Source organism: Ruminococcus sp. 1001136sp1, from assembly GCF_039841815.1.
Classification (GTDB): domain Bacteria; phylum Bacillota; class Clostridia; order Lachnospirales; family Lachnospiraceae; genus Blautia_A; species Blautia_A faecis.
Genome location: NZ_JBDPGY010000001.1, coordinates 154,432 through 170,654 on the forward strand (window position 1 = coordinate 154,432; position 16,223 = coordinate 170,654).

Sequence of the window (16,223 nt, forward strand, 5' to 3'; positions counted from 1 at the left end):
ACATACGCATACCTTGCTCAGTCCTTTTAGTCAAGCGAATATTCGCAATCCGCTTCACTACTTGCTCATAACCAAATAACTGCTTCGCAGTTTATCAATTAGTTTCAATACCCTTCTGGCACAAATACGAATTTCTTCTTCTGAAAGCTCCCCGCTTCTGTAACCATCCAGAATACTTTTATGATCATTCTCACTTCCCGGCATGATAATATCATTTCCGGCAGCTGTGCACTTCCATGGAATACTTCCGTCCTTGGGTTCCGTAGTATTCCAGTCCGACATGATCACGCCCTCAAATCCCCACTCATCACGCACAATTCTGGTACACAGATCCTTGCTGTTTGCGGCATGTACCCCATTTACCAGATTATAGGAGGACATAATTGCCGCAGGTTTACTCTCCTTTATGGCAATCTCAAATCCACGACAATAAATCTCACGAAGAGCCCTTTCAGAAAGATGAACATCTACTCCCATACGATTATCTTCCTGATTATTGCATGCAAAATGCTTAATCGTTACCCCGCATCCTGCTTTACTCTGAACCCCTTTGGTAACTGCTGCTGCCAGACTTCCTGCAAGCAGCGGGTCCTCTGAATAGTATTCAAAGTTTCGTCCGCACAGGGGATTTCTGTGAATATTCATTCCCGGTGCCAACCAGAGATTGACGCCAAATTTCTCCATTTCCTCAGCTATCATTTCTCCAAACTCTTTCAACAGCTGCCGATTCCAGGACTGCGCCAAAGCTGTACCAACCGGAAAAGCAGTACAGTACTGATAATACGTATCTGCATTTTGGTGAGGCTTTTCTGTTACCAGAAATCCATTTTCCAAAGAACCAAGAACACCGATTCCATAAACAGAATCATTCTCGCGATTTACCTCATAACTTCTTTGCAGTCTGATACCAGCTGGTCCGTCTGCCATGATCAATACCGGAACTCCATATTTTTCATAAAGAGCTTCTGAAGTTTCGCCAGCTGAACCAGGCACTTTAATCCCTGCTGCTCCAAGATTGCTGCTAATACCACCAGTATTTCCGTATAAAAGTGGGATCAATTCTTCTACAGGCAGCTCTTCTGCCAGAATTTCCAGCGAGTTTCCCATGGCCAGAGACTCTCGGTCAACATTTCCAGCCTTTTGTTTTCTCTGCAATGCTTCAAACTGTATGGTGGGAAAATCAGCATTTCTACTTTTCTCCAGCTGCTTTTCTGCAGCCTTTACATTCTTCGAAGCTTCCAGTTTTTCAGATAATTCAACCAATGCTTCCAGTTTCTGCGTCTGCTCCAGAACTACATCCTGGTTCACATTTATAAAAGCCTCCAGCTTCAGATTGGCTGAATTATTTCCAATCCAGAGACCATACTTTCCTGTTTCCACAATCCAGGCATTTGCATCCTCAAAAAAGCTTGCAATAGTTTTTCCATCAAACAGGATTTTTAATTCCTGTTTTTCTCCCGGCTTTAATACATTTGTCTTTGCATATCCAACCAGGCGATGGTATTCTTTCTCTATCCTGCCCCGGGGAAGTGATACATACACCTGTACAACTTCTCTTCCTGCAAAAGTATTTCCAATATTCTCTACAGATACATTTACTGCAATCTTATCCTTGTCAATTTCAATACTGCAAAACTGAATCTTAAAATCTGTATAAGAAAGACCGAAGCCAAAAGGAAAAAGTGGCTTTACACCAAAACTGTCGAAATACCGATAGCCCACATAAATTCCTTCTTTATATTCTTCCAATTCCAGATTTCCATTCAGATAACTAAAATTCTCTGCAAATGGCACATCCGCATATTTTTTTGCCCAGGTTGTTGTAAGCTTTCCGCTTGGAACAGCTTCTCCAAGAAGGATCCTTGCAACCGCACGTCCCCCCTCCTGTCCAAGCTGGGAAATATTGAGGATACCTTTTATCCACTGCGCTTTTTCCAGAATATCTGTAAGCTCCACAGGACCACCGGCATTTATAAGCAGAACAATAGGCACACTTCTGCTGTTTAGAAAAAGAATATCTTTCTCTTCTCGTTCACTAAGATAATAGTCACCTTTTTCAAGACGACGATCTTTTCCTTCACCAGAAATACGGCTGATTACATAAACAACAATTTCAGCTTCCTGGATATCCATTTCAGAAACAGGACGCCCCTCCGGCATGATAAATGGATTGGATGCATAAGCATCAAAAGGATTATTTACATGCTTTGCTTCTTCAAGAATTTTCTCTTTCCATATAAGTCTCGCTTTCTGATAGCGATGTTCATAATCATCCAGCCAGTCCCTGCTGGTGATCCGAATTCCGGATTCTTCCATTCCTTCGTAAATGGTAATATTCTGCCTGTTATTTACATCTCCGGAACCAATCCCCCCTTTTACAGTTTTATCCGCACCGATGCCCAAAAGGGCAACCGATGCAGATAATGAAATGGGAAGAATATTTTCATTTTTCAATAGGACAATGCCTTCCTCTGCCGCTTTTTCTGCAAAAGAGCTATGCTTTTTCTCGCAGACAGATATTTCCGGATTCAAAGTCCCACTGTGCTTAAACTGTGTAAACGCCATTACTCTTTGACACCACCAAGGGTAACACCTGCAATAATATACTTGGAAAGAAGCAGGTACACAACAATGATCGGCACGATCGCAACTGTGATCATCATGTAAATTTTACCCATATCAAAATTCATATAATCAGCACCACGAAGAGTAGCGATCAGAATCGGCACCGTCATTTTACTCTTGGACTGGATGATCAGGGCCGGTACAAAGTAGTTGTTCCAGGAACCAACAAATGTAAAAATCGCCTGAACTGCAATTGCAGGCTTCATAATTGGAAGCACAATGCGATTAAAGGTATGGAATTCTCCGGAACCATCGATTCTGGCAGCCTCTACAAGAGAAAGCGGCAGAGATGACTGCAGATAACTGTACATAAAATAAAATACAGCTGGAGATGCAATGGAGGGAATAATCAGCGGCAGAAGGGAATCATATAATCCCATCTTCGTAACCAGACGAAGGAATCCCATTGCAGTAACCTGCGTTGGCATTACAAGAATTGCCATGATAAATGTAAAAGCAACCTTTCTTGCCTTAAACTCATAAGCATAAAGACCATATGCCGTAAGGGATGAAAAATATGTACAAAGTGCGGCACTACAGGAAGATACAATCACACTGTTCAAAATTCCCCGAAACATTGGAAAGCTTCCGTCGTTTGCCACGTTTTTCAGATTCTCAAGGAAATATTTTCCTGGAAGTGCAGAGAAACCTTTCTGCAGATCCCCATGAGATCTGGTTGCATTAATTATCAATACGTAAAAGAAGAACAGGCACATAAAAGACAGAAGAATCAGTACGATATGTGCAAAAACTGTTCTGAATTGGCTTCCTGCTTTCTTCTTCATCTTCTTAATCTTCTCCTTTCTTCCTTAGCACGTTTTTTTGCAGCCTTTTTGGAACCATCCGGATCATTATCATTGGTCATGCGATATACGATGAAGCATAAAATACCACTGATAATAAACAGGTAAACAGATAATGCACCAGCCATACCATAGTTCTTACTCTTCAGATGACTGTTCAGGAACATGATCAGCGTCATAGACGTTCTATCTGGATTGCCCTGTCCATTTGTCAGGATCTGTGGTACATCAAACATCTGAAGACCACCAATAATGGATGTAATTAATGTATATGCAAGAATCGGTCTGATCAGCGGCAATGTAATATAATAGAAACGTTGAATACTGTTGCATCCATCCAGGTCAGAAGCCTCAAAAATATCCATACTGATACCCATAACAGCCGCCATCAGCATAATCGTTGTATTTCCAAACCACATAAGGAAGTTCATAAAGCCAATTAAAGATCTTGTTCCAACTACAGATCCCATAAAATCAATAGGGTCTTTAATCCATCCAAGAGACATCAGAATAGAATTTATTGGTCCGTTTGTAGAAAACATAGTAAAAAATAAAAGTGCAAATGCAGATGCCATAATCAGGTTCGGCAGATATATTACCACTTTAAAAAACTGTTTTCCTCTTATTTTTAAACGGGCATCTGTAAACCAGGCTGCCAGAACCAACGCAACCACAATCTGCGGCACGAATCCGATCAGCCACAGAATCAATGTGTTTGCTCCATATTTAAACATATCGGATTTCAGCAGACTGATGTAATTTGCCATTCCAATAAAATTGGGTCCGATTTCTTTAATTCCAGAACGGAAATATTCAAAAAAGCTGTAACGGACCGTATCAACCAATGGAATCAAAGAAAAAATCAAATAGATTATAAAAAAAGGAAGGATAAACAGGTAGCCCCATTTTCCATAATTAATGCTTTTCTTGTTTTTCTTCATAACAGTTCTCCTTTACACACATCTTACAGAACAGGAGAGAATCCTATGTTACAGGATCCTCTCCACGTTCCTTATACCAATTTTCAAATGTCACATGGACATTATTTTTTTAATAGTATTCTGCAAGATGTTTTTGCAAACAAAATCCTCAGAACTATCTACATTATTCCGGCCATTTAACCTCAGAGATCTCAGGATAACGCTCTTTAATAGCAGTCTCAAAGTTTGCCTTTGCTTTATCAAAGTCAACATTTCCCTGGAAATAATCACTGAAGGAGTTCTGGATAAGCTCTACACATCCCTGATCATATGCAGAAAGCGGTGCAATCTTAATGTTCTCTGCAACAGGTGCAAAATATGCAAATGGGTTCTGTCCGCCAAGGAACTCAGAAGAGAAGTTTGCATCATCTGTAGCAGCCTCTGCCATACCACTCTTTGTATTTGTGAAGTCTGAATAATCCTTAGAAATCTTTAACAGGTTGTCTTTGTCTGCAGTCATAGCAAGGATAATGTCTTTTGCATGCTCTGGATTATCAGTACCTGTTGCTGCATGAATGTAAGAACCGCCCCAATTGTATTCCTGCGGAGGATTTGTAACTGCCCATGAGCCTGCATCGCCATCCCAGTTTGGACTTAATGTAAAGTCGATTCCCCATGCCGGAAACAGAAATGCAAATACTTTTGACTGGGAGCCCATAGCTTTGTTCCAGTCATCGTTCCACTGTCCTTTTACAGTCGGGTTAAGGAAACCTGCATCCAGCCACTCTTTTGAATCATTTACCCAATCCATAATCTTCTGGTCAACTGTAATGGTTGTCTCACCAGGCTGTACCCAGGACTGTGCGATGCTGTTTCCATATAAACGGAAGGTATCTGCATAAGAAGAAAATGTGTAGTAACCTTTCTCCTTCAGTTGAGCAGCAGTCTCTTTCATTGTATCCCAGTCTTTTACTTTCTCGCCTACTTCTGCCGGATCATCTGTTCCAAAAACTTCTTTTGCAATATCACGACGGTATACCAGGGTTCCTGGGCAGCACTGCCATGTAGAACCTCTCTGTACTCCGTCAGAGTCAGAAGCAGTTGTTCTTGTGAAATCGTACTGATCTGCAAGATCTGTATCCGGGTCAATTCCAAGATCTGTAAGCGGCATTGCTACATCTGCATCTTTGTCTGTATATTTGAAAACATAATCGGTCTCAGTTAAGAAAATATCTACTTTATCATCATCAGATGCATCAGCCTGATTCAGAAGCGCCTCATCAAGCTTCTGCTGGTAAACACCATCCTGGTTTGGGTTGATGATCCAATGGATCTCAGTTCCGTCTTTTAAGGTTGTAACAGTTCCATCGCTGGAAGTGGACTCAACTTCTGGATAAATAGCTTCCAGACGTGTACGGAACTCATCGTTCCAGGAATAGATGTTAATAACCTTTCCCTCTTCTCCTTCTGCATGTGCTACGGTTGCTGTTGCAGCCATACCGGTAACTGCCATAACAGCTGTAAGTAACATAGATACTGCTCTCTTCTTCATATAAAAGATCCTCCTTTTTTGAGCATTTTCTTAATGCTGTATCTCTTTGGTGCAATAAATATACCATTTTTATTTTTGACATTATATTATTTCTCTTAACAAAATATCAGATTCGTGTCATAATATAAAAAATGACACATTTTTGTTTGGGAGGGGATTACATGGCAATATCAAAAGACTGGTACAACACAGAACTTGAAGAAAATGAAACTGAATCCAAGCACAGACCGCCTTCTGTTGAATATTCCTTTTATGCGGCAGTAAAAACCGGAGATATGGAAACTGTCATACAGAACTGTAATGCAGATTCTTTTACGAATCTGGAGGGAACCGGAGTCCTTTCCAGAAACCCTGTCACGAATCTGAAATACCACTTTGTGGTTACAGCTGCGATGCTTACCAGATATTGCATTGACGGAGGGATGGAGGCAGAGCAGGCCTACCGGCTTAGTGACTTTTACATTTTAAAAATGGATTCCTGCACTTCCCTGCGACAGATTGCAGACCTTCACCACATTATGGCAAAGGATTTTACCGGAAAAATGATCCTGCAAAAAAAATCATCCGTACTTTCCAAGCCAGTTATGCAGTGCATTGATTACATCTATGCTCATATAAAGGACCGTATCACCATAGAAGACCTTGCCTGCCACACCGGTCTTTCCCAGAATTATCTATCCAGGGTATTCAAACAAAATCTTGGAATTTCCATCAGTGACTACATAAGGGAGAAAAAAATAGAAAAAGCCACACATCTTCTTCGCTACTCAGACAAAGCAGTAGTTGACATCGCCAATTACCTATCCTTCTCTTCCCAGAGTCACTTTATTCAGGTATTCGAAAATTTCACTGGTCTGACTCCCAAAAAATACAGGGATAGATATTATAAATCCATGTGGTAAGCTGACCTAGAGCGTGTTTGAAAAAGGCTTTCTGCAAGATGTGCGTCACAATTTGTGGGAGATTTTGTCCGGATGAAGGCGCCGTAGCGGGCTACGGCAACTGAATTCGGGCAAAATATACCGCAAAGTGGGGCGTGCAGATTGCGGGAATGATTTTTCAAACAGGCTCTAGCACGTAAGGCTCCTGCAATGCATAATTCTCCGCCTTACATAAAAAGACCGGATATTTAGGAATAACCTTTATTTATGCATTGTTATTCCTGAATATCTGGTCATTTTTCTAATTCTTTATCCAGATTAGTTCAAAATAATATTAATTTCATGTACTTTTTCCAAAGTCAGTTTTTCTATTTCAGAGCGCTTCAGGCGAGCCTGCCTGCCGCCTTCTGCCGACAGCAAAGTACCATCACAAAAGGCTTCTTTTATCTGCACTTTATTCCATTCTTTTTTCTCCCTGTTAAAAATGTGAATAGAAAATTTCCTTCCGGCAAATTCTATTTTCAAGGAAGCTTTTCCTTCCTGATCGTACTGCTCAGGCATAAGTGCAGGTGCTATCACCATATCGCCCAGCTGGCCTTTTACTCCAAAAACTTCTGTTATCATGGTCAGCATATACCAGCTTGCAGCTCCGGTCAGATATGCGTATAAGCCTCTTCCCTGATTATCAAAATATTCCGGGATTCCCGGGTACATTTTGCTGCGTTCAAAATCCATTGCAGTATCAAGCAGAGTCTGAAGAACTTTGTATCCTTCTTTGGCGTGACCGGTTTTGTACAATGCATTGGCATACATAACTGCCATATGGGAAAAGACGGCACCATTTTCCTTTTCTCCATATGCAAATCCAAACATTCTTCCCAGGTCAAATTTTTCCTCCTTGAAATCTGTATTCAGGCGGTAGCCACCGGCTTTCCTGTCATACAGATATGCATCTGCACTTCTGCAGATTGCCTGGATCTGTTCCTCTGTAGCGGTACCACTCATGACAGCAAATACCTGTCCGGTAAGCATCATTCGGGTGTTACACTCTGCACCTGCTTTATTGTCGGTTTCATCTGAAACCGCGCTATATTCTACTTTTCTTCCATGATTATCATAATATCCATTAAACCAGCCTTTATCCCCATCCTGGATCCATTCATTTTTCCGAATATTTTCCACGAGCCAGTCTGCTTTTTCTTCCAGATTGCTGCATACCATTTTCAGAGAAAGCACTACTTTATTTCCACTGAGATTATGGGCACTCAAATCAGTATATTGCTTCAAAACCTTCTGTTTTTTCTCAGGGTTTTCATATAACTGTTTTCCACAGGCAAACAGACATTCCATTTCTTCTGCAAGCTCAATCCTGTTAATTCCCTGAACACTCTCTATTTCTCTAAGCACATAAGCGATATCCTTCAAATTTCCGGCATAAGCACAGGTAAAGGCCACACTCTCACCTTTTTCCCAGGCCATGTCTAAGGCATCATTCCAGTCTGCTCCATGCAGACACATTTCATTATGATCTCCCACATCAAAAAATGCGCACAGATTTTGAAGAAGAATATGTTCCAGAACAGTTCCATGATATATTTCATTAGCATCCGTTTTCTGTAAATTACCATAACTGCTGTTCCATTCTTCATCATGAGCTGTTCCGCGTTTTGACTGAAGATCCTTAAAATATGGAATCTTCTCAAATAAAACATCAAGATCCCCGGTCTGATCCAAATAAAGCTTCGTAGTTACAAACGGCCAAAAGCTATGATCCATCCATACACGGGTAATATTATTCCTGTCTGCAATAAATTCTCCCTGACCACTTCCTATAATTGTGGCATTTGTTCCATCAATACGAACACCTCCATAATTATCAATGATCATCTGTCTTACCTCAGATGGCTCCATGATCAACAAGGCAAGGCAATCCTGCCATAAATCGCGCCAGCCGCGTCCCCCTTTTCCATAATCATGATAGGGGAGAAAAGAACATCCATAAATTCTTCTGAGGATTGGCTGGAAACAGATCCATTTCAGATAATTATCCGCATCTTCGCTTCCAGTTTCAAACGCTACATTAACCTTCCGAATCCAGTGTTCTTTTACTTCTTCCAGCATATTCCGTACCTGGGAGCGGGTCCTGCAGCCAGAAGTCAACGACTCTATCCATTTAGAAGCTTTTGCCGGATCTATTGCCTTTTTATCTGTATTCTCCTTTCTTGGGAACTGCTGCTCACCGGCATCTGCAATCCCACATAGTAAAATATAACCAGCTGTTTCCCTTGGTTTCAGTGTTTTCCGGCTGAATCGGATGCCTCCAACAGCCTCTTTTCCCTGAAGTTCTGTTCCAGAGGGTTTTCCGGGCTTATTAATTCTTACTGCCTCTGGATTCAGAAAGGTTCCGCCTTCTCCTATAAACTCCTCCACCGTAGGATAAAATGACTCCGGCTTCTCTCCGTTTTCATCTGAACCGTATACAAAATATGTAGTATTATTTTTCTGATGTCCCCGCTCGTCAAAGGACAAAACCGGGGTTACTTCCACACCATAATCGGTGGTCCGAATTCGGTGGAGAAGGGAGGTAACATGGCGGTGATCTCGAAGATTATCTGCACTTCTTCCATATACTGGAATTGCACCTGTTGGCACAATTTCCACTTTTTTTTCGGAAATATTTGTGATTTCCACATATTCTACTTCCATGTCCCCGGAAATTGTAACAAAAGAAGTTACTTCTGCCTGAAGACCATATTTTTGTGATTTTCGGGAAATCTTCTGCCACATAAAACCAGCTTCCAGTGTGCTTTCGTCCTGCTTATCTGTAAATTTCTGAAATTCCTGTTCTGCGGAATTTCCACAGACAGACCAACAGCCCAGAAGCTTCGGATCTGCTCCAGACAGAGCAGTATCACCTGCTTCTGTGTTTTTATATACCTGACACCAGAAATTTCTGGTATTTCGGTTATTATGCAGGTTTTCAATACTTACAGGCTCAAGAAGGAAATGATTCTGATCTGTTTTGCTGTCACCTCCCAGATTAGGGGTGATACTGGATTTCAGTCCTTTTTCTCCCGCCAGAGGCAGATACAGACCACTATAATTTTCCGGATCATGTATAATAAAGCTTCCGTTTTTATCCTGAAATTCTATATGTTTCATCAATGTTTCTCGCTTTCTGCCTGCGTCCACCCACCAGGCCTACTAAATTTTTACGACAGATACAATTCAACCTCAGTTTCAGCAGTCAGCTTATCCTGTGGAATATAATTATCTTTTAACTCTTCACCGTTTACAGTAAGTTTCTTAAATCCACTCTCTGCATGTCCCGGATTTTGCACTTTAATGTGCAGATGACAGCCGCGGAAATCTTTTTCGACTTCAAATCCATCCCATTCTTTCGGTATGGACGGTGCGATACGAAGACCATAGAAATCAGGACGCATTCCAAGAATGCCTTCCACACATCCTACCATAACAGTAGACGCAGTTCCAGTAAGCCAGTGTACATGAGAACGGCCAAAATTCGGACTTGCTTTCCCCTCTGTAAACTGACCATAGCAATATGGCTCAAGCCTGCGGATCTCCGCCTTATCATTCTGTGCAGCCGGAGCATTTTCCATAAAGTAGCCAAATGCTCTTTCTCCATGTCCCATTAATGCTTCTGCCAAAATGATCCATCCCTGTGACTGGGAAAAAATTCCTGCATTTTCTTTTGTTCCTGCATTATAAATTACAGCCAGTGCGCCGTCAAAAGCATGTGCGTGATATGGGGGATCCATGAGAATAGCACCATACTCTGTATTCAGTCTTTCATAAACCTGCTCAAGTGCCAGTTCTGACTGCTCCTTTGTTGCAAGCCCACTGATCACAGCCCAGCTCTGGGGATTCAGCCACATATTTGCTTCCGGATCTGTACGCTGTCCGATTATTTCTCCTGCTTCTGTAAAACCGCGGATAAACCGGTCTTCATTCCAGCAAAGCTTTTCAATCAGTTCCCCAAGCTTTTCCTGGCTTTTTTCCAGATATGAGATATATTCTTCATCTTTTTCGTAAGCCGCAAACTCCTTCAAAATGGTCATTGCATAATAAAACTGCAAAGCTACAAAAGTAGATTCTCCATCTTTTCCAAGCCTCAGGCAGTCGTTCCAATCTGCATAAAGTCCCGCCGGCATTCCATGTTTTCCAAGATGTTCCATCGAGAACTGGATCGCACGTTTCAGATGCTCATATACTGTTCCTTCATCTTTATTGGCAAATGGGATTACCTCATCAATAAAATCTACATTTCCTGTCTCTGACACATACTTATATACAGTTGGAAAAAGCCATAGAGCATCGTCAGCACGATATGCCGGATGCCCTGTTTCCTGTACATAAGAAGCATCGTCCGGCGTATCCTCATGTCCTGGATTGTGGGTGAATTTAACAAGAGGCAGACCACCACCATTATCTACCTGGGCAGACAACATAAAACGGATCTTATCCGCTGCCATTTCAGGTGCCAGATGGATCACGCCCTGAATATCCTGCACAGTGTCGCGGTATCCATATCCATTGCGCAGACCGCAGTAAGTAAAGGATGCTGCTCTGGACCAGATAAAAGTCATAAAACAGTTGTAAGCGTTCCATGTGTTGATCATGGTATTAAATTCATTACTTGGAGTTTTTATCTGAAAATGTGAAAGCTGTCCATGCCAGTAACTGATCAGTTCTTCCAGTTCCCTTTCGCAAACCTGCTGGCAATTTTGGTCATAACGCGCAACAATCGCTTCTGCCTCGTCATTTTTTTTCATACCTACAAGAAAAGCCATCTCTTTCTTTTCTCCCGGGGCAAGCTTTAACACTGCTGTCAATGCACCACAGCTGTTTTCATTATAATTTCCCTCACAATTAAGCTTGCCGTCAATTACTCCTACCGGGTTTCCATAACCGTGATATCTCCCCAGAAATGCTTCTTTTTCACCGCACCAGGAATCCACTGGCACGCCGGCCAGACCCAGGAACCGATTTGTCACATCTTTGTTATCTACCTTTTCCCCTTCATCAAGACGATCCAGATTTGCATGGATCATCTGGCGTACACGGTTTCCTCTGAAAACAGTTTTGGTAATATACTGGGAATACTGCAGATTTACCTGATCCTGCTCATAGTTGCTGTTGTTGGTAAATTCCGCATATCCGGTTACATTAATTTCTCTTTCCTTATCAGAACAGTTCTCCACACAAAGGCTCCACACCTCATAAGACTGTCCCAGGGGTACATAATACCTAACCTCAGAATGAATACCGCTGTAATCTGCCATCATCCTGGTATAAGCAGTACCGTGGTGACATTCACTTTTATATTTTTCAAGATCCTTTCCTACAGGCTGCCATGACGCTGACCAAAAATCTTTCGTTTCATTGTCCCTCAGATAAATATATCTTCCCGGCTCGTCAAACTGATTAAAAACATAACGTAAAATTCTTCCGTTAGCCCCAGACTTTACAAAGCTGTATCCGCCTGCATTATTGGACACAATGGCACCATACTCAGGATCTCCCAGATAGTTTACCCAAGGCGCTGGTGTATCTGGTCTGGTAATCACATATTCTCGTTTCTTATCATCAAAATATCCATATTTCATCCCTGCACACTCCTCCTGGTCTTTATATTGACCCGATTTTCCCATATGATATCTCATATGATAAAAAACATATACCAAAACTCACTATAAAATATCAAAATTATGACATGAAAAAAAGCACCCACCTCGCGGTGAGTGCTCTTCATTTTCATCTATTAAGCTAACTTGATCGGGTTGATCTTCACTCCAGGACCCATTGTCGGAGCAATAACAACGCTCTTTAAATACTGTCCTTTCAGTGTGCTAGGTCTAGCCTTTACAATAGCTCCAATCAGCGTCTGGAAGTTGTCGCTTAACTGCTCCTCAGTAAAGGAAGCTTTACCGATCGGCACATGGATAATGTTTGATTTGTCAAGACGATACTCAATCTTACCAGCTTTGATATCATTGATAGCCTTTGTAACATCCATAGTTACAGTACCAGCCTTCGGGTTAGGCATTAAACCTTTCGGTCCAAGTACACGACCAAGACGTCCAACAACACCCATCATATCCGGAGTTGCTACAACAACGTCGAAGTCAAGCCATCCCTCATTCTGGATCTTCGGAATAAGGTCCTCAGCGCCAACGAAATCAGCACCTGCAGCCTTAGCTTCCTCAGCTTTTGCATCCTTAGCGAATACAAGAACGCGAACAGTTTTACCTGTACCATGTGGCAGAACTACTGCACCACGGATCTGCTGATCTGCATGACGTCCATCGCAGCCTGTGCGGATATGAACTTCGATAGTCTCGTCAAATTTGGCAACAGCAGCTTTTTTAACTAAGCTGATAGCTTCATTAGTATCGTATAATGTTGCGCGGTCAACTGCCTTAGCAGCCTCCACGTATTTCTTTCCTCGTTTCATTTCTATAACCTCCTGTGGTATTTGCGGGGAAAAGCCCTCCCACTTACTATTTGTGATTAATCAACTACTTCAATTCCCATACTTCTTGCAGTACCAGCAATCATGCTTGCTGCTGCTTCGATGGATGCTGCATTTAAGTCTTTCATCTTAAGCTGAGCGATCTCCTCAACCTGAGCTTTTGTAACTTTAGCAACTTTTGTTTTGTTCGGTACGCCGGAACCGGATTTGATGTTTGCAGCTTTCTTAAGAAGAACTGCAGCCGGCGGAGTTTTGGTTATGAAGCTGAAACTTCTATCTGCATAAACAGTGATTACTACAGGAATGATCATACCATCCTGATCTGCTGTTCTCGCATTGAACTCTTTTGTAAACTGAACGATATTTACACCGTGCTGTCCAAGAGCCGGACCTACAGGTGGTGCTGGAGTTGCTTTACCAGCGGGAATCTGTAATTTGATATATCCTGTTACTTTCTTTGCCATTTTCGGCACCTCCTATGTGGTATTGGCGGGGGTATGTCCCTCCCACGATATTGTGTTACCTTTGTCTGTTACATTTTCTGAACTTCTGCGAAACTGATTACAACCGGTGTTTCGCGTCCAAACATCTCTACATTGATCGTTACAAGCTGCTTCTGCGGATTGATGGCAGTCACAACACCTGTAGTCTCTTTCCAGGCTCCGCCTGTTACAACAACGGTATCGCCCTCGACGAAATCAACGCGGACAGTCTCATCTTTGATGCCCAGCGGCTTCATTTCTTCTTCTGTGAGCGGTACAGGCTTGGATCCCGGACCAACAAACCCAGTCACTCCACGGGTATTCCGGACAACATACCAGGTATCGTCGTTCATGACCATGTTGATAAGAACATAGCTTGGGAACATTTTTCTCTGGACCTGCTTGGAAACACCATTACGCATCTCCACAACGTCTTCCAGAGGAACCCGTACTTCCAGAATCTGATCCTCAAGATGTCGGTTTTCAATTGTCTTCTCAATGTTGGCCTTTACCTTGTTCTCATAACCGGAATAGGTATGGACAACGTACCATTTTGCTTCTGACATACAATCACCTTTGTCCTTATTTGATTAAAAGATTAATGCATTCCAGAATGCCTGCATCCATCACACTGATGATCACACCGAGAATTACGGTTATGACAATAACAACAACTGACTGTTTCATCAGTGTATCGCGGTCTGTCCAGACAATTTTGTTGAACTCTGCCTTCAGCCCCTGGAACCAGGATTTCTTCGGCTCCTTAGCCTTGGCGGTCTTGCCTGCAGATTTTTCTTTTTCTTGCATAGCCTAACCTCACAATCTAAAGTGACTATTTTGTTTCCTTGTGCATTGTGTGTCTCTGGCAGAACTTACAATATTTCTTGGTTTCCATTCTCTCAGGATGGTTCTTTTTCTCCTTGGTCATATTGTAGTTACGCTGCTTGCACTCTGTACATGCTAATGTAATCCTAACGCGCACAACTTCCACCTCCAGTGTTTTCATTTGCATGGTCTTAAATCAGCCTTTTCGGTGTATCCGCCACCGTTTTTCGGCATAAAAAAAAGACCTAACTTCCATGTCGCTTGTACAGTTTACCACACAGCGGACATATCCGTCAAGTCTTTTGCATATAATTCTTAAGGATTTTTTGACTAAAAATAAGCTCCAATCCATGCTGGATAGCAGCAAAAGGCAGTAGTGTCACAGAAGCTCTATAAAGCCCTTGGGCGGCAAAGAAAAATCACTTTCCATGCACACTGAGAAAATATAATTCTCAAATTCCATTGTCCTGAAAAAGCCTGGTCTTTTCGGTGATTTTCCCAGAACAAAGCCCTGATCTTTTCGAATGATCTCGAAAGAATCAAGCGGAAGGCTCATCCCCCTGCCTGTCATTTTCATATAACTTTCCTTTAAGGTCCAAAGTGTAAAAAAAGCTTTGCCCGGGTCAGAAGCAGCTTCTATATATTCCCGCTCTGTCGAATGGAAATAATGCTCCGCAATTTCCAGAGGCGCATTGACATTCCGCTCAATGTCGCATCCCACTTCATCATCCGACACCACTCCCACCACATAGTCTCCGGCATGGGAGATATTAAAATGGAGATGATCCGCCACAGGCTTCCCATTTTCGGAATATTTCAGGCTGCTTTCGGAAAGTCCGTTCCCATTCAGGATCTTCCGGATCATAATTCCTGCGCCCAGACTCCTTTTTCGGTCATCCGGCTGAAGATACCGGATGACCTTCTTTCTTCTCTCTGGTCCAACTTGTTCCAAAAGACTTTCATTCTGCAAGGGATCCTCAAGAGTATTGATATTGATTCTATATAATTTTATCATTTCTTACTATAAAAAGCACCGGGTAGCAACTGTAGATTCCCCAGGCCTGCTCCAGACAGGTTGCTGTTCACTTCGCTTACAGCAATACGCAGCAATCATGCAAAGCATGAGTGCGCGCCGCAATTCTCGAGTTTTCTGTGAACTTTTTGTCCAAAAAGCACCTCGCGGAATGTTGCCTGTGACATGCAATGCGCTTCGCCATGCACGAATTCAGCCTTTATTTCTTCTCAATATTAATCTTCTGATCAAATCCGGTAAGGCTGAAAACATCGTACACTTCATCAGAAACATTTACAATCCTGAAGCCTTCCTTGCCTGCCATCTTCTTATAAGCGGCGATTACCAGACGAAGTCCGGCAGAAGAGATATATTCCAGGTTTGCAAAGTCAAATACCAGGCTGGTTGTACCAGGATCAAGTGCTGACAGCTCCTTTTCCAGCTGCGGTGCAGTCTGGGTGTCAAGCCATCCTGTGATCTCCATAGTTACCTTGCTGCCCTCTGTCTTACTTACAATTTCCATTACAATTTCCTCCTTTAAGTTACAGGAAACACGCTCAACGGGTTTCCGGGGTTATCACGCAGCGGGCCCAGGAGGGGACTTCCAACACGAGCTCCCACCCTGCC

Annotated in this window: 15 protein-coding genes and 1 pseudogene; 2 read left to right on the forward strand and 14 right to left on the reverse strand. The window is 42.4% G+C overall.

All coding sequences use genetic code 11. The features are described 5' to 3' along the window. Positions 1–57: 57 nt before the first annotated feature. The 4 genes from ABHC48_RS00780 to ABHC48_RS00795 form a co-directional block, all read right to left on the reverse strand. A complete protein-coding gene (locus ABHC48_RS00780) occupies positions 58–2,565 on the reverse strand; it encodes a glycoside hydrolase family 3 protein (protein WP_195698943.1) in 2,508 nt (835 codons plus the stop codon). After that, the gene (locus tag ABHC48_RS00785; RefSeq protein WP_173717007.1) at positions 2,565–3,410 is read right to left on the reverse strand and encodes a carbohydrate ABC transporter permease; all 846 of its coding nucleotides are present in this window, start codon (positions 3,408–3,410) and stop codon (positions 2,565–2,567) included. Before ABHC48_RS00785 ends, ABHC48_RS00780 begins: the two co-directional genes overlap by 1 nt. Next, positions 3,407–4,369: a sugar ABC transporter permease gene (locus ABHC48_RS00790; protein WP_148463497.1), complete on the reverse strand. Its 963-nt coding sequence runs from the start codon at positions 4,367–4,369 to the stop codon at positions 3,407–3,409. The genes ABHC48_RS00785 and ABHC48_RS00790 overlap by 4 nt, the downstream gene beginning before the upstream one ends. A 163-nt stretch (positions 4,370–4,532) precedes the next feature. Beyond that, entirely contained in the window at positions 4,533–5,900 is a 1,368-nt protein-coding gene (locus tag ABHC48_RS00795; protein ID WP_173769696.1) for an ABC transporter substrate-binding protein, read from the reverse strand. A gap of 161 nt (positions 5,901–6,061) precedes the next feature. On the opposite strand from ABHC48_RS00795, the gene ABHC48_RS00800 reads away from it, so the two are divergent. Continuing rightward, positions 6,062–6,802, forward strand: a complete 741-nt coding sequence (locus tag ABHC48_RS00800) for an AraC family transcriptional regulator (RefSeq protein WP_195698942.1) — start codon at positions 6,062–6,064, stop codon at positions 6,800–6,802. A 62-nt stretch (positions 6,803–6,864) separates the two neighbouring features. Here ABHC48_RS00800 and ABHC48_RS00805 read toward each other — a convergent pair. Beyond that, positions 6,865–6,942: pseudogene (locus ABHC48_RS00805) on the reverse strand (DUF6783 domain-containing protein); the annotation flags it as partial. On the opposite strand from ABHC48_RS00805, the gene ABHC48_RS00810 reads away from it, so the two are divergent. Beyond that, complete coding sequence (locus ABHC48_RS00810; RefSeq protein ID WP_334285438.1) at positions 6,937–6,981, forward strand: hypothetical protein; 45 nt, start codon at positions 6,937–6,939, stop codon at positions 6,979–6,981. The pseudogene ABHC48_RS00805 and the gene ABHC48_RS00810 overlap by 6 nt on opposite strands. A gap of 118 nt (positions 6,982–7,099) precedes the next feature. On the opposite strand, the gene ABHC48_RS00815 is transcribed toward ABHC48_RS00810, so the two are convergent. From ABHC48_RS00815 to ABHC48_RS00855, 9 genes are all read right to left on the reverse strand, one after another. Beyond that, a complete protein-coding gene (locus ABHC48_RS00815) occupies positions 7,100–9,943 on the reverse strand; it encodes a cellobiose phosphorylase (RefSeq protein ID WP_173769695.1) in 2,844 nt (947 codons plus the stop codon). Between the two features lie 50 nt (positions 9,944–9,993). Further along, positions 9,994–12,411 (reverse strand): N,N'-diacetylchitobiose phosphorylase, encoded by a 2,418-nt coding sequence (locus ABHC48_RS00820; protein ID WP_173769694.1) that lies wholly within the window; start codon positions 12,409–12,411, stop codon positions 9,994–9,996. A gap of 155 nt (positions 12,412–12,566) precedes the next feature. Beyond that, on the reverse strand, positions 12,567–13,259 hold the full coding sequence (gene rplA / locus ABHC48_RS00825) for a 50S ribosomal protein L1 (protein WP_118577943.1): 693 nt from the start codon (positions 13,257–13,259) through the stop codon (positions 12,567–12,569). Positions 13,260–13,315: 56 nt separating this feature from the next. Further along, positions 13,316–13,741: a 50S ribosomal protein L11 gene (rplK, locus tag ABHC48_RS00830; protein ID WP_117852954.1), complete on the reverse strand. Its 426-nt coding sequence runs from the start codon at positions 13,739–13,741 to the stop codon at positions 13,316–13,318. 68 nt (positions 13,742–13,809) lie between these two features. Continuing rightward, complete coding sequence (gene nusG / locus ABHC48_RS00835) at positions 13,810–14,325, reverse strand: transcription termination/antitermination protein NusG (RefSeq protein ID WP_173718537.1); 516 nt, start codon at positions 14,323–14,325, stop codon at positions 13,810–13,812. Between the two features lie 16 nt (positions 14,326–14,341). Beyond that, positions 14,342–14,566: a preprotein translocase subunit SecE gene (gene secE / locus ABHC48_RS00840; RefSeq protein ID WP_173718538.1), complete on the reverse strand. Its 225-nt coding sequence runs from the start codon at positions 14,564–14,566 to the stop codon at positions 14,342–14,344. 25 nt (positions 14,567–14,591) lie between these two features. Next, positions 14,592–14,741: a 50S ribosomal protein L33 gene (gene rpmG, locus ABHC48_RS00845; protein WP_117853039.1), complete on the reverse strand. Its 150-nt coding sequence runs from the start codon at positions 14,739–14,741 to the stop codon at positions 14,592–14,594. Between the two features lie 222 nt (positions 14,742–14,963). Next, a complete protein-coding gene (locus ABHC48_RS00850) occupies positions 14,964–15,554 on the reverse strand; it encodes a 4'-phosphopantetheinyl transferase superfamily protein (protein ID WP_272066897.1) in 591 nt (196 codons plus the stop codon). Positions 15,555–15,816: 262 nt separating this feature from the next. Further along, positions 15,817–16,119 (reverse strand): STAS domain-containing protein, encoded by a 303-nt coding sequence (locus ABHC48_RS00855; protein ID WP_118577945.1) that lies wholly within the window; start codon positions 16,117–16,119, stop codon positions 15,817–15,819. Positions 16,120–16,223 lie beyond the last annotated feature (104 nt).